Consider the following 25635-nt stretch of genomic DNA (forward strand, 5'->3'; position numbering starts at 1 on the left):
GATGCCCCCTCATGGGTTCTGGTGGGAGACCTTGAGTTCGCCGTCCTCCAGGCCCACGCGGATGACCGCGCCGTCCAGGATCTCCCCGGACAGCAGCGCGCGGCCGATCCGGGTCTCGACCTCGCGGGCGATGAACCGCCGCAGCGGCCGGGCGCCGTACACCGGGTCAAAGCCCTGGCGGGCGATGAAGGCGCACGCCTCCGGCGTGACCTCCAGCGTCATTCGGCGGTCGGTGAGGCGGCCCCGCAGGTCGCTGAACATCAGGTCGACGATCTGCTCGATCTCGCGCTGTGTCAGCGGTCTGAACAGCACGATGTCGTCGACCCGGTTGAGGAACTCGGGCCGGAAGTGGGTGCGCAGCGCGTCCATGACCGCATCGCGCGCGTCGGGTTTGATCTCGCCGTCGGAGGTGACGCCGACCAGCAGGTAGTCCGAGCCGATGTTGGAGGTCATGATCAGCACGGTGTTACGGAAGTCGACGGTACGGCCCTGGGCGTCGGTGAGCCGGCCGTCGTCGAGGACTTGCAGCAGCGTGTTGAACACGTCGGTGTGCGCCTTCTCGATCTCGTCGAGCAGCACGACGGAGTACGGCTTGCGCCGGACGGCCTCGGTGAGCTGGCCGCCCTCTTCGTAGCCGACGTAACCGGGCGGGGCGCCGACCAGGCGGCTGACGGTGTGCCGTTCCTGGTATTCGCTCATGTCCAGCCGGATCATGTTCTCCTCGGTGTCGAACAGCGCCGCGGCCAGCGCCTTGGCCAGCTCCGTCTTGCCGACCCCGGTCGGGCCGAGGAAGATGAACGAGCCGATCGGGCGGCGCGGGTCCTTGATCCCCGCCCGGGCCCGGATGATGGCGTCGGTGACCAGCCGCACGGCCTCGTCCTGGCCGACGACGCGTTCATGCAGGACCTCGTCGAGCCGGAGCAGCTTCTCGCGTTCGCCCTGCTTGAGGCGGCTGACCGGGATGCCGGTCCAGCGGGACACGATGTCGGCGATCTCGTCCTCGGTCACGACCTCGCGCAGCAGCCGCCGGCCGCCCTGCTTGGCGGACAGCCGCTCCTCCTCGGCCTGCAGCCTGCGTTGCAGTTCCGGCAGCCGGCCGTGGCGCAGTTCGGCGGCGCGGTTGAGGTCGTAGTCGCGTTCGGCCTGGTCGGCCTCCCGGCGGACGCGTTCGATCTCCTGGCGCAGGTCCTGGACCTTGCGCAGTGTCTGCCGTTCGGCCTCCCACTGGGCGCGCATGGCGTCGGCCTCGGCCTTGAGATCGGCCAGTTCCTTGCGCAGGTCTTCCAGCCGCGACCGGCTGGCCGGGTCCTCTTCCTTGGACAGTGCCGCCTCCTCGATCTCCAGGCGCGTCACCCTCCGGGTGAGCTCGTCGAGTTCGGCGGGCATCGAGTCGATCTCGGTGCGCAGCTTCGCCGCCGCCTCGTCGACCAGGTCGATGGCCTTGTCCGGTAGGTACCGGTCGGAGATGTAGCGGTGGCTGAGGGTCACCGCGGCGACGATCGCGGAGTCCTGGATCTTCACGCCGTGGAAGACCTCCAGGCGCTCACGCAGGCCACGGAGGATCGAGATGGCGTCCTCGGCGGAGGGCTCGTCGACCATGACGGGCTGGAAGCGGCGTTCGAGGGCGGCGTCCTTCTCGATGTGCTTGCGGTACTCCTGCAGCGTGGTGGCGCCGATCATGTGGAGTTCACCGCGGGCGAGCATGGGCTTGAGCATGTTGCCGGCGTCCATCGCGCCCTCGGCCGCGCCCGCACCGACGACCGTGTGCAGCTCGTCGACGAACAGCAGGATCCGCCCTTCGGCGGCCTTGACCTCGCCCAGCACCGCCTTGAGGCGTTCCTCGAATTCGCCGCGGTACTTCGCGCCCGCGACCAGCGAGCCCATGTCGAGAGCCCAGACGGTCTTGTCCCGCAGCCCTTCCGGCACGTCGCCCTGGTCGATGCGCTGGGCGAGCCCTTCGACGATCGCGGTCTTGCCGACGCCCGGGTCGCCGACGAGCACCGGGTTGTTCTTCGTCTTGCGGGACAGGATCTGGACGACGCGGCGAATCTCGGTGTCCCGGCCGATGACCGGGTCGAGTTTCCCGGTCCGTGCCTCGGTGACCAGGTCCCGGCCGTACTTCTCCAGGGCCTCGTAGGCGGCCTCCGGCATCGACGAGGTCACCCGCTGGTTGCCGCGGACCTTCGTCAGCTCCTCGAGGAAACGGTCTCGCGTGACCCCCGGGATCAGGCCGTCCTCGATGAGGGCCAGCACGAGGTGCTCGACCGAGACGTACTCGTCCTTCAGCCGTTTCGCCTCGCGCTCGGCCGTGTCGAACAGCCGGGACAGCCGCTGGGTCACGTACACCTGACCGGGCGCCGCGCCCGGGCCGGTGACCCGCGGACGCCGCTGGAGCCGGGACTCGGTCTCCTTGCGCAGCAGGTCGGTGTTCACGCCGGCCCCCGCCAGCAGCCGGGGGGCCAGGCCCTCCGGCTGGTCGAGCAGTGCGAGCAGGAGGTGCTCGGCGTCGACCTCGGTGTGCCCGAAGCGCAGGGCCTTGGTCTGCGCGTCGTGCAGGGCCTCCTGGGACCTCTCGGTCAGTCGGTTCAGGTCCATGATCGATCTCCGGAGCGTTGGTGAGCGCGATGTCTCTGGGCCGCCTCCAGGGCGGCGATGCGGTCGAGCAGGTCGCACACCAGGCCGACCGCCGCGTAGTTGAGCGAGAACCCGGCGCGGAGCCGCTGCACGCGCGCGAGGACCGCGAGCTGCTCGCGGAGGAACCAGAGCCCGCCGGAGGCGTCACGGTCGGCATCGAGGATGCCCAGCGCGACGAACCGGCGGATCAGCTCCGGGTGGACGTGGGCGTCGCGGGCGAAGGTCTCCAGGTCGACCCGTACCGGCCGCATGAGCGCGTACCTCATCACCGCCTCCTCGGATCGAACGTCGACGTGGCGGCCAGCTCCTCGAAGAGCCGCCTCTCCTCGGGGCCCGGCTCGGGCGGCACCTTGATCTGAACCTCGGCGTACAGGTCGCCCGGAGTACCGCGGGGGTTGGGCAGGCCGCGGCCGCGCAACCGCAGCCGCCTGCCGCAGGACGAACCGGGCGGCACCTTCACCTTCGCCTCGCCGGCCGGCGTCTCGACCGGGGCCCTGGTGCCGAGCGCCGCCTCCCACGGGGCGAGCGGCAGCCGTACCGTGACATCACGGCCGTCGACGCGGTACCTCGGGTCCGGCCTGATCCGCACGATCAGGTACAGGTCGCCCGACTGCCCACCGTTGCCGCCGCGGCCGCCCTGCCCGGCGAGCCGGATCCGCTGGCCGTCGGTGACCCCGGCCGGGATGTCCACGTCGATGGTCCGGCCATCGAGACCGATCGTGCGATGCCCGCCGCGGTACGCCTCGTCCAGACCGATCTCCAGCTCGGCCTCCTGGTCGGCGCCGGGCATCGGCCCCCAGCCGAAACCGCCTGGACGGTGACCCCGCCCGGCGCGGCCGGCGCGCCCTCCGAAGATGCCGCCGAGCAGATCCTCCAGGTCGACCTCCTCGCCCCCCGTACCGAACCCGCCGAACCCGTCGGCCCCGGCGCCCGCACGCGTCCGCCTCCCCGCGCCGGCGCGGGCTCGCGCCCAGGCCTCCGGGTCGACGTCCGGCGGCACGCGCCGGAAGTCCTCGCCGAAGGCGTCGTAGCGTTTGCGTTGTTCGGGGTCGGACAGCACGGCGTACGCCTCGGACGCCTCCTTGAAGCGGTCCTCCGCGTCGGGGGTCTTGTTGACGTCGGGGTGGTATGCACGGGCGAGCTTGCGGTACGCGCGCTGGATCTCGTCCTGCCCGGCCGTTCGGGGCACGCCGAGGATCTCGTAGAAGTCACGGGCCGGAGCCATCGGCCTGCCGCCCCTTCGAGACCACCACCTGCGCCGGACGCAGCTGGTTCTCGCCGTGGCCGTATCCGGGCCTGGTCACCTGCACGATCGTTCCTTCCGGGGCGTCGGCGTCGGGAACGGCGGCGACCGCCTCGTGCCGGGTCGGGTCGAATAGGCGCCCTGTGTCGTCCTGGCGTGGATAGCCGAGCCGGGCGAGCACCGTGAGCGCCTGGTCGCGAACGGCGCGTACGCCATCGAGGAGGACGTCGGGCTCGGCGCCGGCGTGCTCGATGGCCCGTTCGAGGTTGTCCACGACGGGCAGCCACTCGGCGGCGGTCCTGGCCCGCTCATCGGACCGCAGCCGCTCGGCGTCGCGCGCGGCGCGCTTACGGTGGTTCTCCAGGTCGGCGAGCGCGCGCTTCCACCGGTCCTCCAGCTCGGCGAGCTTCGTCGCCAGGCCGCCGTCCTCTTCTGCCGGTTGTTCCGGCCGCATGTCACTCATCGGTCGTGAACTCCGCGTCGATCACGTCCTCGTCGCCTCCGGTGGTTCCGCCACCGGCGCCCGGACTGCCCGGACTGCCCGGACCGCCGGGGCCTCCCGGCCCTGTCGCACCCGGTCCGGCGCCGGCCGTCACGGTGCCGAGCCCGTAGTAGACCTGCTGGAGCTCGGCGGTCAGATTCCGGAGCCGCTCGACCGGCGCCTCTTCCTTGATCGCCTGGCGGGCGTCGCCGACGAGCATCTGGGCGCGCGCCTTCTCGTGCGCCGGCACACCCTCCCCGAGCTCCTGGACCCGCTTTTCGACCTGGTAGGCGATGGAGTCGAGCTGGTTGCGGGCGTCGATCGCCTCGCGCAGGCGCTCGTCCTCGGAGCGGTGCTGCTCGGCGTCCTGGATCATCCGCTCGATCTCGGACTGGTCGAGGTTGGTGGTCTCGCTGATGGTGACCGTCTGCTCGACGCCGGTGTCCTTGTCCCGTGCGGAGACGTTGAGGATCCCGTTGGCGTCGATGTCGAAGGTCACCTCGATCTGCGGTACGCCGCGTGGGGCGGGCCGGATGTTCTCCAGCCGGAATCGCGCGAGGACCCGGTTGTCGGCGGCGCGTTCGCGTTCGCCCTGCAGGACGACGACGTCCACCGCGGTCTGGTTGTCCTCGGCGGTGCTGAAGGTCTCCGTGCGGCGGGCCGGGATGGTGGTGTTCCGCTCGATGATCTTGGTCATGACGCCGCCGAGCGTCTCCAGGCCGAGCGACAGCGGGGTGACGTCCAGCAGGACGACGTCCTCGACCTCGCCCTTGATGACGCCGGCCTGGGCGGCCGCGCCGAGGGCGACGACCTCGTCCGGGTTGACCGTCATGTTAGGGTCCTTGCCGCCGGTCATCCTGCGGACGAGCTCCTGCACGGCCGGGATGCGGGTGGACCCGCCCACGAGGATGACCTCGTCGATGTCGTTCGCCGTGGTCTTCGCGTCGGCCATCGCCGTCTGCACCGGGCCCTTGGTGCGTTCGATGAGGTCGCCGGTGATCTGCTCGAAGGTCGAGCGCATCAGGGTGGTGTTCAGGTGCTTGGGGCCGGTCGCGTCCGCGGTGACGAACGGCAGGCTGATCGTCGTCTGGGTCACCGAGGACAGCTCGACCTTCGCCTTCTCCGCGGCCTCGAACAGCCGCTGCAGCGCCTGGGGGTCGCGGCGCAGGTCGATGCCGGTGTCCCGCTGAAATTCATCGGCGAGGTGATCGACGATGCGGCGGTCGAAGTCGTCGCCGCCGAGGTGCCCGTCACCGGCGGTCGCGAGGACCTCCACTACACCTTCGCCGATGCTGAGCAGGCTCACGTCGAACGTGCCGCCGCCGAGGTCGAAGACCAGCACCGTCTCGTTCGCGCCCTTGTCCAGCCCGTAGGCCAGCGCCGCGGCGGTCGGCTCGTTGATGATCCGCAGGACCTCCAGGCCCGCGATCTTGCCGGCGTCCCGCGTGGCCTGGCGCTGGGCGTCGTTGAAGTAGGCGGGGACCGTGATGACGGCTTCGGTCACCCGCTCACCGAGGAACTTGCCCGCGTCGTCGGCGAGTTTGCGCAGCACGAGCGCGGAGATCTCCTCCGGAGCGTACTGCTTGCCGCGGACGTCGAAGCGGACCGCGCCGTCCGGACCGGACACCACGTCGAACGACACTGCGTTGATCTCGCTGGCCACCTCGTCGTACCGGCGGCCGATGAACCGTTTCGCCGAGTAGATCGTGCCCTTGGGGTTGAGGATCGCCTGCCGGCGCGCGAGTTGCCCGACCAGGCGCTCACCCTGCTCGGTGAAGGCCACCACCGACGGCGTCGTGCGCGACCCCTCGCTGTTGGGGATCACCGTGGGGTGACCGTCCTCGGTGGTAGCGATGACCGAGTTCGTGGTTCCGAGATCGATTCCGACTGCCTTGGCCATGCTCTCCTCCTCGCCGGACCGACGGAGCCCCGGCCTTCGACGGAGAACAGCGTGATCGGCTGGACGTTCGGAGCTCCTGCATCAAGATGGCGTTACACCATCCAAGGCTCGCCCTTCGCATGGCCGCTCGCATCCTCAGCCTTGGTAGACATGGCGTCCGCGTCTCGGCGGTGGCGCGGTCTTCCGGGCCGTGCCGAGGGTGGGGATCGACGCCGGACGAACTCCGCCCCGGTGGGCGCTCGCGTGACGTCCTCGATCGTGTAGTACGGCCGCCGTCGGGTGCTCTCGTAGTGGCCTACAGCAGGAGGTCGAACACGCGGGCGACGCGTTCCCAGTGCTCGGTGTGCGGGTTCTTCAGCTTCGGATCGATCAGTTTGAACGCGCGGGCGAGCGCGACGGTCAGTCCTCCGGCGATCTGCGGCAGGTCGGCCTCGGTCTCGTCCGCGACCATCAGCTCGAGCGGCGGGTGCTTGGCGAGCCGTTCGAGGAGCGACTCGAGTTCGACCTCCTCCTCGAGCTTGCGGAACTCGTGGATGCACTCCTGCAGGCCCTTGGTCACGGGTAGATCGTGCGGCTGGATGATGTCGCGGGCGTTGGCCTTGGCGCGTGCCTGGCCGATGAGGATCAGGTCGTAGATCTTGCCGTCGACGAAGTCGTCGTAGCGCTTGAGGTCGTCCTTGTCGACGTCCAGGCTCGCGGCGGCACGGAACAGGCGCTGAAACTGCGGGATGCCGGTCGGGGGCATGGGTACCACCTCCTGCCTCCAGCATCGTCCGGTGGTCCGCCTCCGGCATCCCACGACCGGACGGGTCTGAGCCGCCCCGGCGGCACGTTCCGGGCGCAGCGGTCCTCGGCGCGCTTCCGCCACCCGACGGGCGGGGTCAGCGCGCAGCAGCTTGGCCTCGGACCGTCATTGTTCGGGCCACCGTGAGTGTCACCTGAGCGCACCGCCGGTGGGGGATCTTCCGGCCGGCCCGCGCCGGCCGGAACGCGGTCCGGTGCGGCGGCCATGGGCATCCCATGTGGTCACGAGGCCTCCTAAGTCCGATTCGGGCGGGCCGACCGGTGTTCTGGCATCGGACCTGGTCAAAGGCCCATAATGGCCTGACCCTGCCCTGACGGAGTGACCTGAACACCGGTGGCGCCTTTGCCTGGCCGTGCCGGCGCCCATGAGGCGTGAAGCCTGCAGAGCCGGTCCATGAACAGGGGTTGTTATGGCGATGTTGGCCGACGTCGCCGTCGAGCGCTACAGGTCCGTCCGCGGGCGCTGCGGCCACACCTGGACCGCCGACTACGACGTGCAGTACGTGACCGACGACGTCGGCGCCACGTTCGCGTTCTATCGGCTTGACGGCGTGCCGGTGCCGCCGAGGAGAGGTGACCTGCCCGAACCGCGGCGCCATGGGCGTCGCCGTGATCCCCGAGGGGCGGCGCGACAGCCCGCCCGTGCGCCTGGACAGCGACGAGCCGCGCGAGCGTGTCACCACCACCGCCGAGCAACGCCGGGCGTCCGTTCCGCACCTGCCGGGGCTCGTCGGCCCCGCGCGACGGTGTCCGGCCGGCCCGGCGGAGGGTGACGGCGCGGCACATCGGCGGCTTCGGTCGCGTCGATGGCAGCTCGCGAGGAACAGGGAACCGGGGAACCGGGTACCGCCCGGCGGCGGCCGGCGCTGGGCATCGGTGCTCGCCGGACGGCCATGCCGGAGAGTAAAGCTTTCCCGTCTACATTGACATCGGTACGAGAGGTGGGAACCTCGAAATAGGGGCATTGGCCTGCGGATATCTCTATTTCCGGCAGGCGTTGGGTGATTGTCGGGTGTCGCCGACAGTCGGCGACATTACTTGGCGGCCGATATTCCATTGATCGACTAGATCGAGGTATTCGCCATGAGAGCCGTTGTCTACGAGGGACCGCGTACGGTCGGGGTCGAGGAAGTGCCGGACGCGAGGATCGAACGGGCCACAGACGCGCTGGTGAGGATCACCACGACCAACATCTGCGGTTCGGACCTGCACATGTACGAGGGCCGTACGGACCTGGACACCGGTCGCGTGCTCGGCCACGAGAACCTCGGTGAGGTGGTGGAGGTCGGCGAGGCCGTGGACCGGGTCAAGGTCGGCGATCTGGTGTGCATGCCCTTCAACGTCAGCTGTGGCTTCTGTGAGAACTGTGAGAAGGGGCTCACCGCCTTCTGCCTCATCGCGAACCCGGATCCGAACATAGCGGGGGCCGCGTACGGCTTCGCGGACATGGGGCCCTACAACGGCGGCCAGGCCGAACTGCTCCGCGTTCCCTACGCCGACTTCAACTGCCTTATCCTGCCGCCGGAGGCGGAGGAGCGGCAGACGGACTACGTCATGCTGGCCGACATCTTCCCGACGGGCTGGCACGCTACCGAGCTGGCCCGCGTACGGGCCGGCGAGACGGTCGTCATCTACGGTGCCGGGCCGGTCGGCCTGATGGCGGCCCTGTCATCGACGCTCAAGAGCGCGAGCAAGGTCTTCGTCGTCGACCGGCATCCAGACCGGCTCAAGCTCGCCGAGGAGATCGGCGCCATCCCGATCGACGACTCGAAGGTGGCGCCCGTCGAGGCGATCCTGGACCAGACCGACGGCATGGGCGCCGACCGCGGCTGCGAGTGCGTCGGCTACCAGGCACATGACCCGGAGGGGCATGAGCACCCGAACCTGACGCTGAACAACCTGGTCAGGTCCGTACGCTTCGCCGGCTCCATCGGAGTCGTCGGCGTGTACCTGCCGCAGGACCCGGGGAGTCCCGACCCGCTCTACAAGGAGGGCGAGGTCGCCTTCGACTATGGCCTGTTCTGGTTCAAGGGCCAGAGCGTCGGAAACGGCCAGTGCAACGTCAAGGCATACAACCGCGAACTCATGCGCCTCATTCATACGGGCCGGGCCCGGCCGTCGTGGGTCGTCTCGCACGAGCTCCCGCTGGGGGAGGCGCCGGAGGGCTATGAGCACTTCGACCACCGGGACCCCGGCTGGACGAAGGTCGTTCTGCATCCGAACGGGCAGCCGCGCTGAGCCGCTCGCCATGTCATCGACCGCCGAGCCAAGGCCGGCGGAGGAGCAGGCGCGATGCATAGCCATCCAAGCCCAACGGCCGGTTCGGGTGCTCGGCGGGTGGTCGTACGTCGCGGTATCGTCCGGCACCACGCGGCACCCCGTCGGGCTGGTATGCCGTGAAGCGAATGGCGAACGCGGACCGGGTGACACGTAGTGGCACTGTGGAGGAAGACGCGGTAGCGCATCGAGTAGGCATCGCGCATTTCCGTGGACTTTCAATCCATAGGTTCTGGGTTCGAGTCCCAGGCTCATCTGGCCGTTGACCTGTGGTTCCTTCAGGTTGGCGGACCTTGTCGAGCCCACCCGAGATCGGGTTCATCTGCTGCATGAGAACCTCGACACCACCACGCCCGGCGGGGGCTAGTCGTCCACGTCTTCGCAGCCTTGGCGGAGTTCATCCGGGAGCTCATCCTGGCCGGCACCCGCGAGTGCCTGCCGCCGCCCGGGAGAGGCAGGGGTGGGGAAGACCGTCCTGCAGGACGCCGCGGCCGACCGGGCTGCCGCCATGGGAACATCCCCTCCCGGTTCGACGAGCTGCGCGAGGATCAGCGGGAGGCTCTCATGGTCGCGCTCCGGCTGGCCATCGGTCCGGTGCCTGAACGGATGGTGGTCACCAACGCGTGTCTGAGCCAGCGGACGAGGGGAACTTCCTTCGGCACAGCGGGCTGCCGGCCCGTCCAAGACGCGGGAGAGCCTGTTGGCCATGGCGCTGCGAAGAGATCGATCGGCTGCTGTCGGAGTCAGCGGCGCTCCGCACGGCATGGCGTGACGCCGTTGACGTCGCCACCTGGGAGATGCTCGCCGACTGTCTCGATCGGCTGGAGCGAAAGCTCGTCGAGCACCTGACCGTCGAAGAGGAGAAGGTGCTCACCACAGTCAGCGAATACAGGAGTCCGGAAGAGTGGCACAAGATCGATGAGCTTGCGATCAAAGGTCTTCCATCAGCTGCAGGTCCGCCGATGAGTATAGGTTGGAGGCACCGAGATGCGTCGATGTCCCGCCCTTCGCTGACCCAGGAGACGTTGATAACAAAGGCTGGTGTGGGCAAATGGAAAATGAGCCGATGTTTCACCAGGCCGCGGTGGACCGCTCGGAAGGGTTCGGCGAGCGGTTGTTGGGCGTGCTGTTGGACCGGGCTCACGGGATGACGCCCCAATCGATCGCCCCACTGGTCGCGGAAGAGGTCACCAGAATCGGCGGTCGGGACATTTCGGTCCTACTGCAGGACTATGACCAGCTGATGCTCGTCCCTCTACCAGGCGAAGGACTCAGAGTGGGCGCCGCTGAGAGTATCGATGGCTCCCCGGCCGGCTGGGCGTTCCTCCACGCGATTCCCGTCGAACAGCCAGTGCCCAACGGCGTACGAATCTTCCTGCCGCTCCTGGACGGCGGCGACGAAGTGGGGGTCATGGCGGTCACCTTCGACGCCGTCAAGGACGAGGACCGGCGGTTGCTGTGGCGACTGGCCGGCCTTGTCGCCGACATGCTGGTCACCAAGAACAGCTACACCGATCAGTTCTTCAGGACCCGGCGCCGCGAGCAGATGAGCGTGGCCGCGGAGATCCAGTGGTCACTGCTGCCCCCGCTGACCATGGTCACCCCGCAGGTCGCGGCGGCGGGGATCCTTGAGCCGGCCTACGACGTCGCTGGCGACAGTTTCGACTACGCGCTCAACGACGACACCTTTCACATGGCCGTCATCGACGCGATGGGCCACGGTCTGAACGCGGCGGTACTGGCCACCGTCGCCATCGGCGCCTATCGGCACGCCAGGCGCGCCGGAATCGGGCTCGCTGAACTGTACGCCTTCATGGATAGGTCTATCGACGAGCAGTTCGGTCCGGACCAGTTCGTTACGGCGCAGATGATGCGACTGAACATCGCAACAGGTCATCTGGAATGGGTCAACGCCGGGCATCCCGCACCGCTGCTGATCCGCGATCACCAGGTGATCCAGAGGCTGGAGGGCCCCGGAACATTGCCGGTCGGATTCGGGGGCGACCAGCCGCGGATCAGCGAGCAAATGCTCCATCGTGGCGACCGGGTCCTGTTCTTCACCGACGGTCTCGTCGAGGAGCATAAGGCGGGTGGAGAGCAGTTCGGTGAGGAACGTTTGATCGACTTCGTTGAGAGCGCTGGGCGCGTCAGTCAGGGCGTGCGGGAGATGGTGCGAGCTTTGTCTCATGCGCTGATGAGGGAACGGGGTGGGATCACCACCGATGATGCGACCCTTTTCCTGGTCGAATGGCGCGGTGGCACCGTCGGCAACCACGCCGCGGGCCAACGCCTCAGCGAGCGGACCAGCGCAGCGCCGTAGACCTGCATCCGCCCCGGAGACTCCGCGGCGCAGTCGGCGGTCCCATCGCCCTCTGGTTCTGCGCGTTCAGTCCGTGACGAGGCGAACGTGTGCTCAACGCGGTCTTTACCTCTCGAACCGAAGTGATCAAGAGGATCAGAGATAGTCTTTAACCACCGAGGACTTTTCGTGCGTTGGCATTCAGGTCGGCGTCGCCCCCGGCGATACCCGAGATCGAACCTTTCGCAGGCTCTGGACAGGCCAGGCGGTCATGATGCCGACGCTACTTTCTCACCGCACGCCGCTCAACGCGGTCGCGAGTGCGCTCCCCGTGGTCGACTCCCCGGTGAGACTGGGTTTGGATCCCGTACGTGCCGGGCGAGGCTCGCTGGACGGGGCATGGTGGCCCTACTCCCAGGACGCCGCGGCAGAACTACCCGGCCTCATCGCCGCTGTCGATCAACGGCTGGGCCGGACCACGCTTCGTATCTGCCTGCACACCGACGCCTGGGAGCACGTCCCCGGCTGTATCCCGGCCCGGGGACGCCAGATCGAAGTGGGCCGGCTCTACGGCACTGATCCCCGCCTGGTCACGCTGATGTTCGCGGGGACCGACGCCGTCAACCTGGTCACCATGCCGTCGGACAGGACGGGCGGTCCGGTGGCGGCTGGGTTCGGCACTGCATTCGGGGGCACTTTTGACCTGCGTCCGCTCGATCTTTCTCACCACCGCCCGCCGTCTGCTTCGTCCGGCCTTGGCACGCCGGACCGTCATGGATCGGCCGGTGATGAGAACGACACAGCGGATCGCGACGACGACCACAGGGCACACCATGTCCTGGCACGGGCATCGCCTGCGGTGACTCGGACTGTGCCCGAAACCGCCGGCGGCCGACTGGCCGGCACCCGTCACCCGTCTTCGAGAGGGGCACCGCGAGTGACCATCGTCGATACCGCCCCATTCGGCAGGGCCGACCCGTCGGCCCCGACGACCATCCAGTTGTCCGGTGAGATCGATCGCTTCACCGGCCCGGCCCTTGCGCGAGGCTTTGCTGAGCGTCCTGTTGCGTAGTAGGAGGACGCTTATCTTCGACCTGTCCGGCGTGACGTTCTGCGATGGCTCGGGCTGGCGCATCCTGGTCGGCATCCAGAACCGCGCGCGATCGATGGGGATCACCGTCGCCCTGACCGCGCCCCGTCCGAGCATGTCCCGGCTGCTGCGTATCACCGGTGTCGACCGCAGCATGCCGCTGTTGCGCCCGTCCACCAGGTGACGAAACGATGTGGCCGCCGTGGGTCTCCGAGTCCTGGAAGGGTGCCGGCGGGCTTACGCGGCTTACGCATCGTGCTTCAGGCGAGCGCCCGGAGGTCTGTGGCTGGTGGTTCTGCCGGTGCGGTGCGGTGATGTCGGGGCCCGGGGAAGGCGAGTCGCAGGATCCGCTTGTAGACCGAGCCGGTCTGACGGGCCAGTGAGCCGGAGGTGTAGGGGAGTCCGAATCGTTCGCACAGGTCGCGGACTCGCGGTGCTATCTCGGCGTACCGGTTGCTCGGCATATCGGGGAACAGGTGGTGCTCGATCTGGTGGCTGAGGTTGCCGCTCATGAGGTGCAAGAGGCGGCCGCCGTCGATGTTGCAGGAGCCGAGCAGCTGGCGGACGTACCACTCGCCGCGGGTCTCGCCCTCCAACTGGTCTTCGGTGAAGACTTCGGCGCCTTCGGGGAAGTGGCCGCAGAAGATGATGGTGTGCGCCCATACGTTGCGGGTCAGGTTCGCGGTGAGGTTGCCGAGCAGGACGGGCATGAAGCCGGGGCCGGCCAGCATCGGGAACGCGAGATAGTCCTTGATGATCTGGCGCCGCACCTTGCCGGCAATGGCGCGCAGCTGCGTCCAGGTCTCTTTCAGGCTCTTGTCCCCGGCCGGTATGCGTTCGACCTCAAGGTCGTACAGCGCGATGCCGTACTCGAAGACGAGCGCGAGGAACACGTTGTAGACCGGTTGGAGAAGGTAGACCCGGTGCCAGGGTTGCTCCGGGCTGACCCGCAAGAGCGTGTAGCCGATGTCGCGGTCCTTGCCCAGCACGTTCGTCCAGGTGTGGTGGACGACGTTGTGGGAGTGTTTCCACTGGGCGGATGGTGAGGCGAGGTCCGACTCCCAGGTCGTGGAGTGGATCTTCGGGTCGCGCATCCAGTCCCACTGCCCGTGCAGAACGTTGTGGCCGATCTCCATGTTCTCCAGGATTTTCGCGGTGGCCAGCGCCGCGGTCCCGGCGATCCAGGCGGGCGGCAGCCAGGAGGCGAACAGCAGTGCCCGGCCCGCCAGCTCCAGCTTGCGCTGGGTCGCGATGACGCCGCGGATGTACTGTGCGTCCCTGTCACCGAGGGTCCCGATGATCTCGTCGCGGAGTTCGTCGAGCTCACGTCCGAAGTCCTCGATGTCGGTCGGACTGGCAAGCGCGGTGGTCGACATGGTCCCCCTCGGCGTCATAGCTCGATTTCGACTGGTCCGGCGGCGGCCGACACGCAGGTCTGGACAAGGTCGCCCGGTTCGCCGTGAATCTGGCCGGTGCGCAGGTCACGGACCTGCCCCGAGGCGAGCCGTCCCACGCAGGTGTGACAGATCCCCATCCGGCAGCCGCTCGGCATCAGGACACCCGCCCGCTCCCCGGCGATCAGCAGCGACGTGCCGCCGTCGGCGTCGGTCTGCCGCCCGCTTCTGGTGAACCGGATCCGGCCCCCCTCGCCCCCCGCCGTCGGCGTGGCCGGGCGAAAGCGCTCGACGTGCAGCCGATCAGCCGATCCGGCCCAGTGGTCCTCGGCCTCCTGGAGCATCTCGGGCGGCCCGCAGACCCAGGCCGTGCGTTCGGTCCAGTCCGGGCACAGGTCCGGCACGTCGGACGGCCTGAGACGCCCCCCGGTTCGCGTGTGCCGCTCGTACAGCCGCAGATTCGCGAATCGCACCGCCAAGGCCCGCAGCTCCGCGCCGAAGATGACATCGGCCGGTGTGGGCGCCGAGTGCAGCAGGACCACATCGGGCAGCCCACGGCACCCGGTATCTCGGCGAGGTGAGGCGGCTCCGGGCCTGGCCGCACCCCTCGTGGCCGGGCCGTACAGGAGGCCGTGCAGCATCGCCCGTACGGGCGTGATGCCGCTGCCGGCCGTCAGGAACAGCAGACGCGGCGGTGGCGGTTCCGGGAGGACGAACTCCCCGTCCGGCCCAGCCAGGTGGACGATCATGCCAGGCGCTGCCTGCCGTACCAGGTGGTGTGAGACCAGCCCGTCCGGGACCGCCTTGACGGTGATGGTGATGCATTCGTCCGGGCCTCCCGGCGGGCAGGACAGCGAAAACGTCCGCCAGTGACGCACCCCCTCGATATCGACACCGACCCGGACCCACTGCCCCGCCCGGTGCCGAACCCAACCACGGCCCGGACGGATCACCAGCGTCGCCGCGTCCGCGGTCTCCGGATGGATCGCCTCAATTCGGCCCCGCAACTCCCGTCCGCACCATAGTGGGTCGAATAGCGCGAGATAGTCATCTGGAACCAGCGGAGTGGTCAGCGGCCGTACAGCGCCCGCCAGCCACCGCAAGGCGGCGGACGGGACGGCGGATCCAGGCGCGCTCAAGAAGTAGTTCTCCAGCGAAGCGCCTGCAACCAGAACCTCAACCGCCCGCCGTCCCCGTCGATCGAACCGGTCCCCATGATCCCGTGATACCCGGCATGGAGACCGCGCATACCATCGGCCGTCGACGGGCGAGATGCCAGGCGAAAGCGGCGCGTTCGTCGACCTCCGGCGCGTCGTCGAACCGGTCGAGACCGTAGAAGACCTGGTCCTGTCCGAGGAGCGCCGCCAGTTGCCGGTACACGCCACTGTCGCCACCCGCCGCGTGCACGCAGAAGAACGGCAGCGGCCCGGACGTCGTGTCGCCCGCCGAGTGCCGGCGTGCGCCCTCGGTCAGCGGCCGTACGATGCGGCGCGTGACCGCGGCGGAGACCTCGGTGGAGGTGGCGCGGGCGGGCAGGCCGAGCAGGCCGCACAGCGCCTGCGGCTGGCCGACCTGCGGCCCGCCCGCCCCCGGGTGCCGTTCTACTCCACCGTGCTCGACGACCCGCGACGCGTCCCGTCGTTCGACGCCGGCTACTGGGCGGCCAACCTGCGCAATCCGGTCCGGCTGGTCGACGCCGTCCAGGCGGCCGCCGAAGACGGGCACCGGACGTTCGTCGAGATCTCCGCGCATCCCCTGCTCACCCACGCGCTCACCGAGACCGTCGAGGACGCCCTGGTCGTCCCGACCCTGCGGCGTCCCGCGGAGGGGGAGCGGGCCGACGACACGATCACCTTCCACACCCGGCTGGCCGCGCTCCGGCTCGGCGGCCTGCCCGTCCGGCTGCCCACCGGCGGGCGGATCGTCGACCTGCCGAGCCCGCCCTGGCGGCATCAACGGCACTGGGCGCGGACCGGCCGCCCACAGGCGGCATCGTCCCATCCGCTGCTCGGCTCGCACGTCCGGCTGCCGGGTACACGGGAGCGGCACGCCTGGACCGCGAACGGCGCCGGTTTCGGAGACGACGGTCGCGCGGGCGAGCACCGACCAGCCTCCCGCGGGCGTCCGGGTCTGCACCGTGCTTGCCGGCGGCCGGTTCGGACTGCCTGGCTGTGAACGCCCCTGACCTTCTACTTGAGTTCGTAGCACATCCTGGAGACCCCTCGAATGAAGCTCACCCATCTGGCCGCGGCCGTGACCCTCGTCGCCGTGGCGGGTTGTTCGATCGGCGAGGCCGGCACCAACGGGCACAACGGTGCACACGCTCCTGCTCTCCGACGTCGCGGCCGACCGGGTCGGTGAGTACGCCGGGCTGCTCGCCGGTGACCTGGGCGAGCCGGCGGACGTCGCGTGCACGCTCGCGCGCCGGTTCGGCCGGGGCCGGTACGGCGCGGCCGTGGTGGGACGCGACCGCGACACGCTCGCCGCAGGCCTGCGAGCGCTGCACACCGGGCGTCCCTCGCCCGCCGTCGTCACCGGCACGGACGTCGGAGCCTCGGCGCCGGCCTGGGTGTTCTCCGGATACGGCGCGCAGTGGCCCGGAATGGCGCACCGGCTCCTCACCGAGGAACCCGCGTTCGCCGAGGCGATCGAGTTGCCCGTCGGTCAGCGTCGACACCGCCTGCTCATGCCCATGAAGGCGAGCACCGGGACGAAGGCTCCGCTCGCTGTGGGGGCGGGCCGGTCGGTCGACGTGTGCGTCATGAGGGACGGTCTCCAGGCCGGGGGGTGGGTTGTTCCGTGCGGGATGCCGGGTCCACCCGGCTCGGCCCGTGGACTTTCACAGGCTGAGCCAGGTGGCGACGGTCGCGCCGTCCGTCGAGGCGTTGCGGGCCTCGCGCTCGGGAGTGATGAGCGGGGTGCCAGCCGAGCTCACTCAGAGGCGGATCCACTTTTCTCCGGGCCGCCTGTCGCCCATGCGCCGAGGGCGAATCCATCACCCGCCCGCCGGACCTCCACCGCGCCCGCACCACCGAAGTGCGCGGGGACGAGCAGCTCCCGTTCATCGGCCGCCCTGCCGAGGATCCGACGGCGACTGGCCACCGCTTGTTCCGGGGCCAGGCAGGCGCTGCTGTTGCAACAGGGCTGGAGGATCTGCACCGGGCTGTGCAGCAGGTCTCCGACGAAAACCGCCCGGTCGCTCCCGGATGCGAGGCGCAGCACGGACGAGCCGGGGGTGTGGCCGGGCGCGGACTCCAGGGTGAGGTGTTCGTCGATGCGATGGAGGCCGTCCCACAGCACGGCCTGTCCGGCCTGGTGGATGGGCGCGATGCTGTCTTCGTAGATCAGACGGTCGACCTCCTGCGCGCCGTTGCCGTACGCGTTGTCCGGACCGTAATGGAAGTCGTCGGCGGCCGGAATGAGGTATTGAGCGTTGGGGAACGTCGGTACCCACTGCCCGTCCGCGTCGACGGTGTTCCAGCCGACGTGATCGACATGGAGATGGGTGTTGACGACCACGTCCACATCCTGCGGGCGAACACCGGCCTCCGTCAGAAGGCCGGGAAGATCACTCTGAGACCGGTGGAAGGGCCCCATGCCCGGTCGTTCGCGCCCGTTGCCCGCGCCGGTGTCGACCAGGACGGTCCGCCCACCGCTGCGCAGTACCCAGGTCTGCAGAGCGAGCACCGCCCGGTCGCCGTCCGGCTCCCAGTGGTCCGGTGCCAGCCAGCCCTCGTTGTCCTTCCACACCTCGGCGGCGACCGCCGGGAACATGCCTGAGGTGGGCAGGAACGGCTCGTGCCATTCAACGACCCGGATGACCTCGACATCCCCCAGCACCATGCTCTGCACACGCTCGTTCTCGCTCGTCATGTGCTCGACCGTAGAGAGATCGAATGATTCCCTCGATGCCTGTGAAGCTCAATAAAATACGAATTCGTCTCACGCCTTAGGCGAGATAGGTATTCTGGACAGATGGACGTGGTGAGTGACGCGATCTCTGCCGTGCGCCTCGGGCACCCGTCGTTCCACCGAGTGCGGACGAGGGGGAGCTGGTGCGCGCGGCTGGACCCGTACGACGGTGCGGGCTTTCACGTCGTCCTGAAGGGCAACTGCTGGCTACGGACCGATGGCGGCGCACAGGTGTCCCTCGGCGTGGGTGATGCGGTGCTGCTGCCTCACGGCACCGGCCATGTGATCGCCGATGCCCCCATCGATGCCGCGGTCGTGGCGCAGAAGACGGTGTCGTTCGAGCAATGGCTCGGGGAGACAGGGGCGCGAGCCCGGCCCGACCGCGACGGCACGGAGCTGCTCTGCGGCAAGTACTGGCTCGACTGCAGCCGCATGCACCCGCTGATGGCAGAGTTGCCCGAGATCGTCCACCTTCCCAGCCGAGTGGGCAGCCACCTCGAACTCCGTGCCGCGATCGACCTGCTCGCCGGTGAGCTGGACGAGACGCGGCCCGGCTCCTGCGCGGTGCTACCGAACCTGCTCGACCTCCTTCTCGTCTACATGATCCGCTCCTGGATGACCGAAACCGAGGCCGAGACGGCCGGCGGAGTCTGGCCCACCGCATTGGGCGACCCGGTGACGGCCGCCGCCCTGCGGGCGATGCACTCGAAACCGGGCGCGCCGTGGAGCATCGAGCGCCTGGCCGCGGAGGCGGGCGTCTCCCGTCCCACCCTGGCGCGCCGGTTCACCGCCCTGGTCGGCCGCAGTCCGATGGCCTACCTCACCTGGTGGCGCGTGATCCTCGCCGCCACCCTGCTCCGCGACACCAAGGAGACCCTGGCCACCATCGCCGGCCGAGTCGGCTACGGCAGCCCGTACGCACTCTCACACGCCTTCGAGAGGGAGTTCGGCACGACACCGGGGCGGTACCGAGCGCAGGCCACAGGCCGATCCGCCGTTGGGTGACGGCGGGATGCCGCGCGCACGCCCACACCGAAAGAGCCCATGGACCGGCCGGTTCGTCACGGGCGCCGGCACAGTACGGGGCCAGGGTGGTCGAAGAAGTCCGAGTTCCCGGTAGAGCGCGGTTACAAGCTCTCACTGGCTGCGTAGCTCGGTGAGTGCGAGGAATTCGCTGCGGGAGCGGGCGTCGGTGCGCAGCGCGCCGAGCAGGGTGGAGGTCAGGGTGCGGGAGCCGGTGGCCTGGACCCCGCGCAGGGTCATGCAGGTGTGCTCGGCTTCGATGACCACGCCCACGCCTTTGGGTTCCAGGTGGGTCTGTAGCCAGTCCGCGACCTGTTTGGTGAGGCGTTCTTGGACTTGGGGCCGGCAGGTCCGCGACTTCGGCTGCCGTGCGCGCAGGGTGACCTGGTCAGGAGAGGTGCGATGCATGGCCGTCCACGGCCAATGGCCGGTTCAGGTGCTCCGTGGGTGCTCGCATGTCGCGGTACCGCCCCGGCAGCACCCGGTGTCCCGTCGGGCTGCCGGCTCCGGGTTCGAGTCCCGGGCGCCCTGCCACTCACCTGGCCGTTCGCCGGTGGTTTCGTCGGCTCGGCGGACCTCGAAGATTAAAGTCTGCGCAGTCCTTCCAGGACCTTCTGCAGCACCTCAATCGGGTGGCCGTCCTGTTGGCGCGGCGTGATGACCGAGACGAGCCCCTCGTGTGACATGTCGGCGATGAGGACCCGGGCGACGCCCAGCGGGACGGCCAGCAGCGCGGACACCTCGGCGATCGAGATGGGGGTCTCGCACATCCGGCAGATGGCCGCCTGTTCGCTGACCAGCATGTGAGCCAGCGCACGGCCCTTCTCGGTGGTGAGCGTGAGCGCCTCGATGGCGAGTTCGCGTCCCGCGTGGGTGCGACCGCCGGTGATGACGTACGGGCGGATCAGTGGCTCGTCCGGCCGGTTCTGGACGGGCGGGGCGACAGGACCCGGGGCGGGGTGCGGGGCGGCGTCCGGGGGTGCCGGCGGGTGCGGCGGGAATGTCCGGTCGGGCGGGAGCCGGTAGGGGGCGGCAGCACCTGGCGCGGCGTGCGGGGCGGCGACCGGGGGCGCCGGCGGGAGCGGCGGCGATGTCTGGCCGGGCGGGAGCCGGTAGGGGGCGGCAGGGTTGGATCGCGCCGGGGGCGGGGGCGGGGCGGGTGCGGGCGGTGCGTGGCCGGCGTCGGGGACGGCCTCCATGGGAGGAACGCCTCTGGGCGGCGCCGGGCTAGGCGGTGCCGGGCGTTTCTTGGTCGCCTTAGCGTGATCTTTTTCCGGCTTCAGTGCACTCGCAGGATTTTTCTTTCCGGCACCGCCGGGCCGCCCCGTCTCCGGCTCGTCGGAATCGGCGTGCGCAGCCCGCGGCGTGAAGCCATGCTCAGCCCATTCGCGGTAGCTGTACCAGCCACCGAACCGGAGTGGGCCGAGACCATCCTTGGATGGCATTCGCGTCGCCACCGTTCGCTTGCTCTCTGGACCGGAAAATCATTCCAGCAATTGCACGAGGGGTATGCAAACCTCTGTTGCATGGCCTCGGGGCCATGCAACAGAAATCCGAGGATAGGGATCCCTGGTAGTGCACGTCAATGGATCGGGCGTGGGGCGTCCGCTTCGGCCGCTGCCCCGCTGTCGGCGGTGACCTGGGCGATTGGCTGGTCGGTCGCTGGGGCGAGAGGGTCGACTAATCTCCGTCCGAAGGTGCATAGTAGGGCGCATCGTGCGGCCTTATGAAGGTCAGTTCTAGGAATTCCTAATGTCCCGTCCGATGCGGGGACGCGGTCAGGCGGTCTGGTGATCGACCCTTCGATCACCAGACCGCCTTGTCCGTCCCCGGAGTCACACCTGCGTTGGTAACGGGTGCGGTGGGTGCGACAGCGCCCAGCCGCCACCCCTCCGTGCCGACTCATTCAGGAGAACCGAATGGCCATGGCGAACGTCCCCGAGGCGACAGACGGCGGTTTCAAGGTACGAGCGCAGCGGTTGGGCGGCTATCTCGCCGCGATGGTGATGCCGAACATCGGCGCATTCATCGCCTGGGGGCTGATCACCGCGCTGTTCATCCCGACCGGCTGGCTGCCCGACAAGCAGTTCGCCGTGCTGGTCGACCCGATGATCAACATCCTGCTGCCGGTTCTCATCGGGTACACGGGCGGCCGGATGGTGCACGGCCAGCGCGGCGCCGTGGTCGGCGCGATCGCGACCGTCGGCGTGGTCGTCGGCTCGGGCATCCCCATGTTCCTGGGGGCGATGGTCATGGGCCCGCTCGCGGCCTACGTGGTCAAGCGGGTCGACGAGTTCACCGGCCGGGTGACCCCCTCGGGCTTCGAGATGCTCGTGGACAACTTCACCGCGGGCATCGTCGGCGCGGCGGGGGCGCTCTTCGGGATCTGGGGAGTGGGACCGGTCGTCCGCCACGCCACCGCCGCCGCGGGCACCGGCGTTGAATGGCTGATCAACCACCACCTGCTGCCCCTCGCCTCGGTGTTGATCGAACCGGCCAAGGTGCTGTTCCTCAACAACGCGGTCAACCACGGCGTGCTCGGGCCGCTGGGAGTCGCCGAGGCGAGCGGGCACGGCAAGTCGATCCTGTTCATGCTGGAGTCCAACCCCGGGCCCGGCTTCGGGGTGCTGCTGGCCTACCTGCTGTTCGGTCCCCGGGCGCTGCGGCCGAGCACCCCCGCAGCGATGATCATTCAGTTCCTCGGCGGCATTCACGAGATCTACTTCCCGTACGTGCTGATGAAGCCGCGCTTGATCCTCGCCACCATCGCCGGCGGCGCGGCCGGGATCACGATCTTCATGGTCACCGGCGTCGGACTGATCGCGACCCCGGCGCCCGGGAGCATCTTCGCCTTCATCGCGGAGACCCCACGAGGAGACTGGATCGGGGTCCTCGCCGGGGTGATCGTCTCGGGAGCCGTCTCGTTCCTGGTGGCGTCCCTGCTCCTCGGCTTCGGCGCCTTCGCGGAGTCGCGTCCTGCCGCCCGCCACGCGGGCCAGGAGCACCTCGTCGTCGAGCGCTGAGCCGAGCGAGCCGTCCTCGCCACCTGAACCCGGGATTATGGGCCGTAGTCCTCTTTGTGGATGCTTTGTCGGCCCTCCGGGTTCGGGTGACATCCATCACGGCAGAGGGAACGAAGGATTCGGCTTCTCCGGCGAACCTCATGCCGTTACCGGGCATCGGAGTTATCAACCGAGTCAGTAAACAACCGGAGAGGTTTTACCGATGCCGTTCAAGCGCCTGCGTACGACCGCTGCTCTGGCTTGTGGTGGCGGGATGATCGCTCTCGCCCTCACCGGCTGCAACGCCGACGACAAGGAGGCGGCGCCGGCGGCGTCGAGTGCGTCGACGAACACGACGTCGGCCGCCAATGGAACGCCTGACCAGCAAGCGGCGGCGTACACCGGTCAGAGTGACACGCCGAGTTGCATGGCATCCGAGCTGAAAGCCGATCTCCAGCTTCAGGATCCCGGTGCCAATGAATCGGAAGCGGAAAAGGCGATCGCCACGCTGATCCTCACCAACCGGTCGGGCGAAACCTGCTACCTGCCGGCCGGCTGGGCGCCGCTCGGTAAGGGCGGGCGGAACAACTACACCGCGATTCCCGCGACTCGGGTGAGCTACCCAGGCGCGGGGATGAGGATCACGCTGCGGCCCGGGCGCTCGGCCTTCGCCGGAACCAAGTGGCACACCACGAAGGGCTGCCCCGGCGGCACCACCGACGGCCTCGGCGTCGCCTGGCACAGCACCTGGATCCCGCTCACCTACCACGGCCTCGACGACGGCTACCAGCCGCCGATCTGCGACAGCCTCACCCTGGGGACCCTCCAGCCCGCCATGAACGGCGTCAACTTCACCTGACCCGTACTGAACGGGACGGGCCAGGCCGATGGGGCCGCGGGGAGCGGGAGCGCAGATTCCGCTCCCTGCGTGCGTCAAATACGGGCCGGTGGCCGCGACGACTTGATCGATGAGTTCGAATCCTGTTTCGCTGTTATCGGCTTCCGAAGCGTGCGCGGAGGTGAGGGAGGACCTCGGTGCCGAGTCGCGTGATGTTCTCGCGGGTCCGGTCCGGGGATCCGGTGCCTTCCACCATGAGGATCAGGTGGCGGATGCCGGTGCGTTCTACCGTTGTGGCCATGCCCGGGGAACTTGGCCGCCAGCAAGAAAACGCCTACCCGCATGCTTCCCCACTTTGCCGGATACGTCGCGGCGTAGGCGCCGGCGTCTCCTCCTGCCCGGCGAACACACCTCAAGGTGTCGTGCCCGGCCTTGGCCTGGAACGCGCGGGCGATGAATTCCGTCAGCGAGATCCGGGCAGGGCGGCCTGTGGACAGTGCGGCCAGGTCGTGTCCGGCCGGCGGTGGGGCCTGGTCGGTGGCGCGTGACGCGGTGAAGGAGCCCAAGGCCGCGGGCGCGATCGCGGCGATCAGGAGCGGCGGGAGCAGGAGCAGCCATGCAGCCCGTCCATGGCTGTGATCGTGCTCGTGGGTTCTCTCGGCAATGGCTCCCGTGTCGTTGGGGCGCCAGGTGGTGGCGATGCCGAGCACGCCGAGCGCGCATAGGACGACTCCGGCGGCGACTTCATCGCCCGGGGGAGATCAGTGGCGCCGGCCGGCACAGTCGGGGCACAGGCCGAAGATCTCCACGGTGTGGTCGACATCGGTGAAACCGGCCTCGGCGGCGACGCGTTCGGCCCAGCGCTCGACCGTGCGCCCTTCGACCTCGACGCTGCGGCCGCACGAGCGGCAGGTCACGTGGTGGTGGTGAACGCTGGTTTCACAGCGACGGTAGAGCGTCTCGCCGGTCTCGTCGCGGAGGGTGTCGACCGCACCGTCCTCGCTGAGGACCTGCAGATGGCGGTAGACGGTGGTCAGTCCGACGCGCTCGCCGCGCCGGCGCAGCTCGGCGTGAATGTCCTGGGCACTGCTGAACCCCGGCAGGTCCGTCAGCACCTGGTTCAATGCCTCGGCCTGCCGGGTCCCTCGCACACGGGTTCCCCGGCCGACCGCGGGGACGCGCCGCTCTCGGTTTTCGGTCGAGTGCGAGGTCATGGGCGACGCTCCGGCCGGTCGGTCATCTGACAAGAGTGGTGTTTCGACCGTATCGCCATGCGCACCGCTCTGGAGAACCACTTCGGCGTACGACTGGCCTTCCAGAACTGCCACCGCGTCGCCGTCTTCCGGCCTGGCGCCGACCGCGCGTACCGGCAGTTCATCACCGCCCGCGCTCAGATCCTTAACCAGAAACCCGAACTGGTCGACTGCTGAGATACCGAGCCGTACGGCGCGTCGCCATGGCCTCGCGGTCGGGGTGAGCGTGCGGCCCGACTCGAGATCCTGACCCTTGTCCTCCTCGTGCTCGGCCCGCTCGCGTGGTTCCGCCTCGGTCGGCGTGGAGGACCGATCGGCGGGCCGGGTCGCCGCACCCGGGCCGACTAAGAGCCCACGAGAAGCACAAAGATTTTTAAGCTTTCTCTTGACTATGGGGGCGGTGAGGCGTGAGATTGGGCCCCTAGTAGAGAGGGTCATTGCCTCTCGTGGGTGAAAGGCCTGCCCATGGCAGAACCTAGAGTACGTCTCCTCCGCCGCCTCGCCGCCGTGTTGGCAGGTACGGCACTCACCACAACAGCGCTGTCCGGTTGCTCCGGCGGGGCCCCAACTGCCAAGGGCAAGCGCACGATCGCGATCGCCCATATCAGCCGACTCAGCGTCATCGACGACAACGTCGCCGCCTTCAAGGCGGAGCTCGCCCAACGGGGCTACGTCGACGGCAAGAACGTCAAGTTCGTCCAGCAGGACGCCAACGGCCAGCGGTCGAACATTTCGTTGCTCGCACATTCGATGGTCGGCCAGCGCGCGGCCCTCATCTACGCCCTGGGCACCGACCTCAACCTCGCCTTCGCCCAGCTGACGAAGACGCCGGTGATCTTCGGGCTGACCACCGATCCGGTGGGCGCCGGCCTCATCCCCGACCTCAAGCACCCCGGCGGCACCACGACGGGTACGAGCGACTTCATCGACCCTGCCACCTACTTCGACTACCTGCAGCTCGCCGTGCCCGGCGCCAAGAGGGTGGCGCTCATGGGCAACATCGGCGAGTCCAACACGGCGACGCAGATCAAGGCCTTCGCGGCGGAGGCCAGGAAGCGAAGCCTCGACCCGGTGACCGCGCCGGTGCCGACGACCAACGACATCGTCCCCGCCATCCGCTCACTCAAGGGCCGTGCGGACGTCATCCTGATCGGAGCCGACTCGACCCTGTCCAGCGCCGACGCCGTCGTCATCAAGACGGCCACCGACGCCGGCATCCCGGTCGTCTTCAACGGCTCGGCCGAGGCGGGCAAGGGCGCACTCATCGGACTGGGCCCCGACTACGCGAAGCTGGGGAAGGTCGCCGGTGACCTTGCCGCCGACGTGCTCGAGGGGAAGAAGCCGGGCGACATCCCCGTCGCGCTGCCGAGCGCGCTCAACCTCGTGAAGGCGACGGTGAACAGAAAGGTCGCCGCCTCGTTCGGCCTGAAGGTATCCGACGAACTGGCAGCCAAAGCGACTGCCGTCGGCGACTGAGGCACGGCC

21 protein-coding genes and 1 pseudogene are annotated in these 25635 nt (G+C 69.0%); 10 read left to right on the forward strand and 12 right to left on the reverse strand.

Annotated elements, in window-relative coordinates:
• Window positions 1–9: 9 nt before the first annotated feature.
• From clpB to NE235_RS26215, 6 genes are all read right to left on the reverse strand, one after another.
• Window positions 10–2595, reverse strand: a complete 2586-nt coding sequence (gene clpB / locus NE235_RS26190) for an ATP-dependent chaperone ClpB (RefSeq protein WP_252807590.1) — start codon at window positions 2593–2595, stop codon at window positions 10–12.
• The gene (locus NE235_RS26195; RefSeq protein WP_252807592.1) at window positions 2586–2900 is read right to left on the reverse strand and encodes a chaperone modulator CbpM; all 315 of its coding nucleotides are present in this window, start codon (window positions 2898–2900) and stop codon (window positions 2586–2588) included. The genes clpB and NE235_RS26195 overlap by 10 nt, the downstream gene beginning before the upstream one ends.
• The gene (locus NE235_RS26200) at window positions 2900–3859 is read right to left on the reverse strand and encodes a DnaJ C-terminal domain-containing protein (protein ID WP_252807594.1); all 960 of its coding nucleotides are present in this window, start codon (window positions 3857–3859) and stop codon (window positions 2900–2902) included. The genes NE235_RS26195 and NE235_RS26200 overlap by 1 nt, the downstream gene beginning before the upstream one ends.
• Window positions 3843–4340, reverse strand: a complete 498-nt coding sequence (locus NE235_RS26205) for a nucleotide exchange factor GrpE (protein WP_252807596.1) — start codon at window positions 4338–4340, stop codon at window positions 3843–3845. Before NE235_RS26205 ends, NE235_RS26200 begins: the two co-directional genes overlap by 17 nt.
• The gene (dnaK, locus tag NE235_RS26210) at window positions 4333–6258 is read right to left on the reverse strand and encodes a molecular chaperone DnaK (RefSeq protein ID WP_252807598.1); all 1926 of its coding nucleotides are present in this window, start codon (window positions 6256–6258) and stop codon (window positions 4333–4335) included. Before dnaK ends, NE235_RS26205 begins: the two co-directional genes overlap by 8 nt.
• A gap of 295 nt (window positions 6259–6553) precedes the next feature.
• Window positions 6554–7003 carry a DUF1931 family protein gene (locus NE235_RS26215; RefSeq protein ID WP_252807600.1) on the reverse strand — a complete coding sequence of 150 codons (450 nt, stop codon included), beginning with the start codon at window positions 7001–7003 and terminating at the stop codon, window positions 6554–6556.
• 1142 nt (window positions 7004–8145) lie between these two features.
• Here NE235_RS26215 and NE235_RS26220 point away from each other — a divergent pair.
• From NE235_RS26220 to NE235_RS26235, 4 genes are all read left to right on the forward strand, one after another.
• Entirely contained in the window at window positions 8146–9300 is a 1155-nt protein-coding gene (locus NE235_RS26220) for a glutathione-independent formaldehyde dehydrogenase (RefSeq protein ID WP_252807602.1), read from the forward strand.
• A gap of 1090 nt (window positions 9301–10390) precedes the next feature.
• Entirely contained in the window at window positions 10391–11659 is a 1269-nt protein-coding gene (locus tag NE235_RS26225) for a PP2C family protein-serine/threonine phosphatase (RefSeq protein WP_252807604.1), read from the forward strand.
• Between the two features lie 250 nt (window positions 11660–11909).
• On the forward strand, window positions 11910–12710 hold the full coding sequence (locus NE235_RS26230; protein WP_252807606.1) for a DUF5994 family protein: 801 nt from the start codon (window positions 11910–11912) through the stop codon (window positions 12708–12710).
• Window positions 12646–12912: an STAS domain-containing protein gene (locus tag NE235_RS26235; RefSeq protein ID WP_252807608.1), complete on the forward strand. Its 267-nt coding sequence runs from the start codon at window positions 12646–12648 to the stop codon at window positions 12910–12912. Before NE235_RS26230 ends, NE235_RS26235 begins: the two co-directional genes overlap by 65 nt.
• Before the next feature lie 76 nt (window positions 12913–12988).
• On the opposite strand, the gene NE235_RS26240 is transcribed toward NE235_RS26235, so the two are convergent.
• A complete protein-coding gene (locus NE235_RS26240) occupies window positions 12989–14104 on the reverse strand; it encodes a fatty acid desaturase family protein (RefSeq protein ID WP_252807609.1) in 1116 nt (371 codons plus the stop codon).
• 14 nt (window positions 14105–14118) lie between these two features.
• Window positions 14119–15507, reverse strand: a complete 1389-nt coding sequence (locus NE235_RS26245) for a ferredoxin reductase (RefSeq protein ID WP_308206157.1) — start codon at window positions 15505–15507, stop codon at window positions 14119–14121.
• On the opposite strand from NE235_RS26245, the gene NE235_RS26255 reads away from it, so the two are divergent.
• Window positions 15395–16297 carry an acyltransferase domain-containing protein gene (locus tag NE235_RS26255; protein ID WP_252807611.1) on the forward strand — a complete coding sequence of 301 codons (903 nt, stop codon included), beginning with the start codon at window positions 15395–15397 and terminating at the stop codon, window positions 16295–16297. The two genes, NE235_RS26245 and NE235_RS26255, sit on opposite strands and share 113 nt — an antisense overlap.
• Before the next feature lie 756 nt (window positions 16298–17053).
• Here the strand turns inward: NE235_RS26255 and NE235_RS26260 are convergent.
• Entirely contained in the window at window positions 17054–17995 is a 942-nt protein-coding gene (locus NE235_RS26260; RefSeq protein WP_252807614.1) for an MBL fold metallo-hydrolase, read from the reverse strand.
• Window positions 17996–18097: 102 nt separating this feature from the next.
• Here NE235_RS26260 and NE235_RS26265 point away from each other — a divergent pair, with 102 nt between their 5' ends.
• Entirely contained in the window at window positions 18098–19039 is a 942-nt protein-coding gene (locus NE235_RS26265) for an AraC family transcriptional regulator (RefSeq protein WP_252807616.1), read from the forward strand.
• A 132-nt stretch (window positions 19040–19171) separates the two neighbouring features.
• Here the strand turns inward: NE235_RS26265 and NE235_RS26270 are convergent, their stop codons facing one another.
• Together NE235_RS26270 and NE235_RS26275 are read right to left on the reverse strand one after the other, a co-directional pair.
• Complete coding sequence (locus NE235_RS26270) at window positions 19172–19465, reverse strand: GTP cyclohydrolase I (protein ID WP_252807618.1); 294 nt, start codon at window positions 19463–19465, stop codon at window positions 19172–19174.
• Window positions 19466–19641: 176 nt separating this feature from the next.
• Window positions 19642–20256: a DUF742 domain-containing protein gene (locus NE235_RS26275; protein WP_252807620.1), complete on the reverse strand. Its 615-nt coding sequence runs from the start codon at window positions 20254–20256 to the stop codon at window positions 19642–19644.
• Window positions 20257–20976: 720 nt separating this feature from the next.
• Here NE235_RS26275 and NE235_RS26280 point away from each other — a divergent pair.
• Together NE235_RS26280 and NE235_RS26285 are read left to right on the forward strand one after the other, a co-directional pair.
• Window positions 20977–22080 (forward strand): PTS mannitol transporter subunit IICB, encoded by a 1104-nt coding sequence (locus NE235_RS26280; RefSeq protein WP_252807622.1) that lies wholly within the window; start codon window positions 20977–20979, stop codon window positions 22078–22080.
• 202 nt (window positions 22081–22282) lie between these two features.
• Window positions 22283–22918 (forward strand): DUF4232 domain-containing protein, encoded by a 636-nt coding sequence (locus tag NE235_RS26285; protein ID WP_252807624.1) that lies wholly within the window; start codon window positions 22283–22285, stop codon window positions 22916–22918.
• Between the two features lie 740 nt (window positions 22919–23658).
• Here the strand turns inward: NE235_RS26285 and NE235_RS26290 are convergent.
• On the reverse strand, window positions 23659–24048 hold the full coding sequence (locus NE235_RS26290) for a Fur family transcriptional regulator (protein ID WP_252807626.1): 390 nt from the start codon (window positions 24046–24048) through the stop codon (window positions 23659–23661).
• A 117-nt stretch (window positions 24049–24165) separates the two neighbouring features.
• Here NE235_RS26290 and NE235_RS26295 point away from each other — a divergent pair.
• Both NE235_RS26295 and NE235_RS26300 read left to right on the forward strand, forming a co-directional pair.
• Window positions 24166–24327: pseudogene (locus NE235_RS26295) on the forward strand (SCO5389 family protein); the annotation flags it as partial.
• Between the two features lie 273 nt (window positions 24328–24600).
• Window positions 24601–25626, forward strand: a complete 1026-nt coding sequence (locus NE235_RS26300) for an ABC transporter substrate-binding protein (protein ID WP_252807628.1) — start codon at window positions 24601–24603, stop codon at window positions 25624–25626.
• The last annotated feature ends 9 nt before the right edge of the window (window positions 25627–25635 follow it).

Source organism: Actinoallomurus spadix (assembly GCF_024055725.1).
In the GTDB taxonomy this organism is placed as follows: Bacteria; Actinomycetota; Actinomycetes; order Streptosporangiales; family Streptosporangiaceae; genus Actinoallomurus; species Actinoallomurus spadix.

What these genes read in the sequence shown, in the direction of transcription:
- NE235_RS26200 (WP_252807594.1), bottom strand. Translation starts at nt 3,859, where the DNA reads ATGGCTCCGGCCCGTGACTTCTACGAGATCCTCGGCGTGCCCCGAACG.
- NE235_RS26270 (WP_252807618.1), bottom strand. Translation starts at nt 19,465, where the DNA reads ATGCATCGCACCTCTCCTGACCAGGTCACCCTGCGCGCACGGCAGCCG.
- NE235_RS26285 (WP_252807624.1), top strand. Translation starts at nt 22,283, where the DNA reads ATGCCGTTCAAGCGCCTGCGTACGACCGCTGCTCTGGCTTGTGGTGGC.
- NE235_RS26215 (WP_252807600.1), bottom strand. Translation starts at nt 7,003, where the DNA reads ATGCCCCCGACCGGCATCCCGCAGTTTCAGCGCCTGTTCCGTGCCGCC.
- NE235_RS26230 (WP_252807606.1), top strand. Translation starts at nt 11,910, where the DNA reads ATGATGCCGACGCTACTTTCTCACCGCACGCCGCTCAACGCGGTCGCG.
- NE235_RS26265 (WP_252807616.1), top strand. Translation starts at nt 18,098, where the DNA reads ATGGACGTGGTGAGTGACGCGATCTCTGCCGTGCGCCTCGGGCACCCG.
- clpB (WP_252807590.1), bottom strand. Translation starts at nt 2,595, where the DNA reads ATGGACCTGAACCGACTGACCGAGAGGTCCCAGGAGGCCCTGCACGAC.
- NE235_RS26225 (WP_252807604.1), top strand. Translation starts at nt 10,391, where the DNA reads ATGGAAAATGAGCCGATGTTTCACCAGGCCGCGGTGGACCGCTCGGAA.
- NE235_RS26255 (WP_252807611.1), top strand. Translation starts at nt 15,395, where the DNA reads ATGCCAGGCGAAAGCGGCGCGTTCGTCGACCTCCGGCGCGTCGTCGAA.
- NE235_RS26275 (WP_252807620.1), bottom strand. Translation starts at nt 20,256, where the DNA reads ATGGAGGCCGTCCCCGACGCCGGCCACGCACCGCCCGCACCCGCCCCG.
- NE235_RS26205 (WP_252807596.1), bottom strand. Translation starts at nt 4,340, where the DNA reads ATGAGTGACATGCGGCCGGAACAACCGGCAGAAGAGGACGGCGGCCTG.
- NE235_RS26240 (WP_252807609.1), bottom strand. Translation starts at nt 14,104, where the DNA reads ATGTCGACCACCGCGCTTGCCAGTCCGACCGACATCGAGGACTTCGGA.
- NE235_RS26195 (WP_252807592.1), bottom strand. Translation starts at nt 2,900, where the DNA reads ATGAGGTACGCGCTCATGCGGCCGGTACGGGTCGACCTGGAGACCTTC.
- NE235_RS26260 (WP_252807614.1), bottom strand. Translation starts at nt 17,995, where the DNA reads ATGACGAGCGAGAACGAGCGTGTGCAGAGCATGGTGCTGGGGGATGTC.
- NE235_RS26280 (WP_252807622.1), top strand. Translation starts at nt 20,977, where the DNA reads ATGGCCATGGCGAACGTCCCCGAGGCGACAGACGGCGGTTTCAAGGTA.
- NE235_RS26220 (WP_252807602.1), top strand. Translation starts at nt 8,146, where the DNA reads ATGAGAGCCGTTGTCTACGAGGGACCGCGTACGGTCGGGGTCGAGGAA.
- dnaK (WP_252807598.1), bottom strand. Translation starts at nt 6,258, where the DNA reads ATGGCCAAGGCAGTCGGAATCGATCTCGGAACCACGAACTCGGTCATC.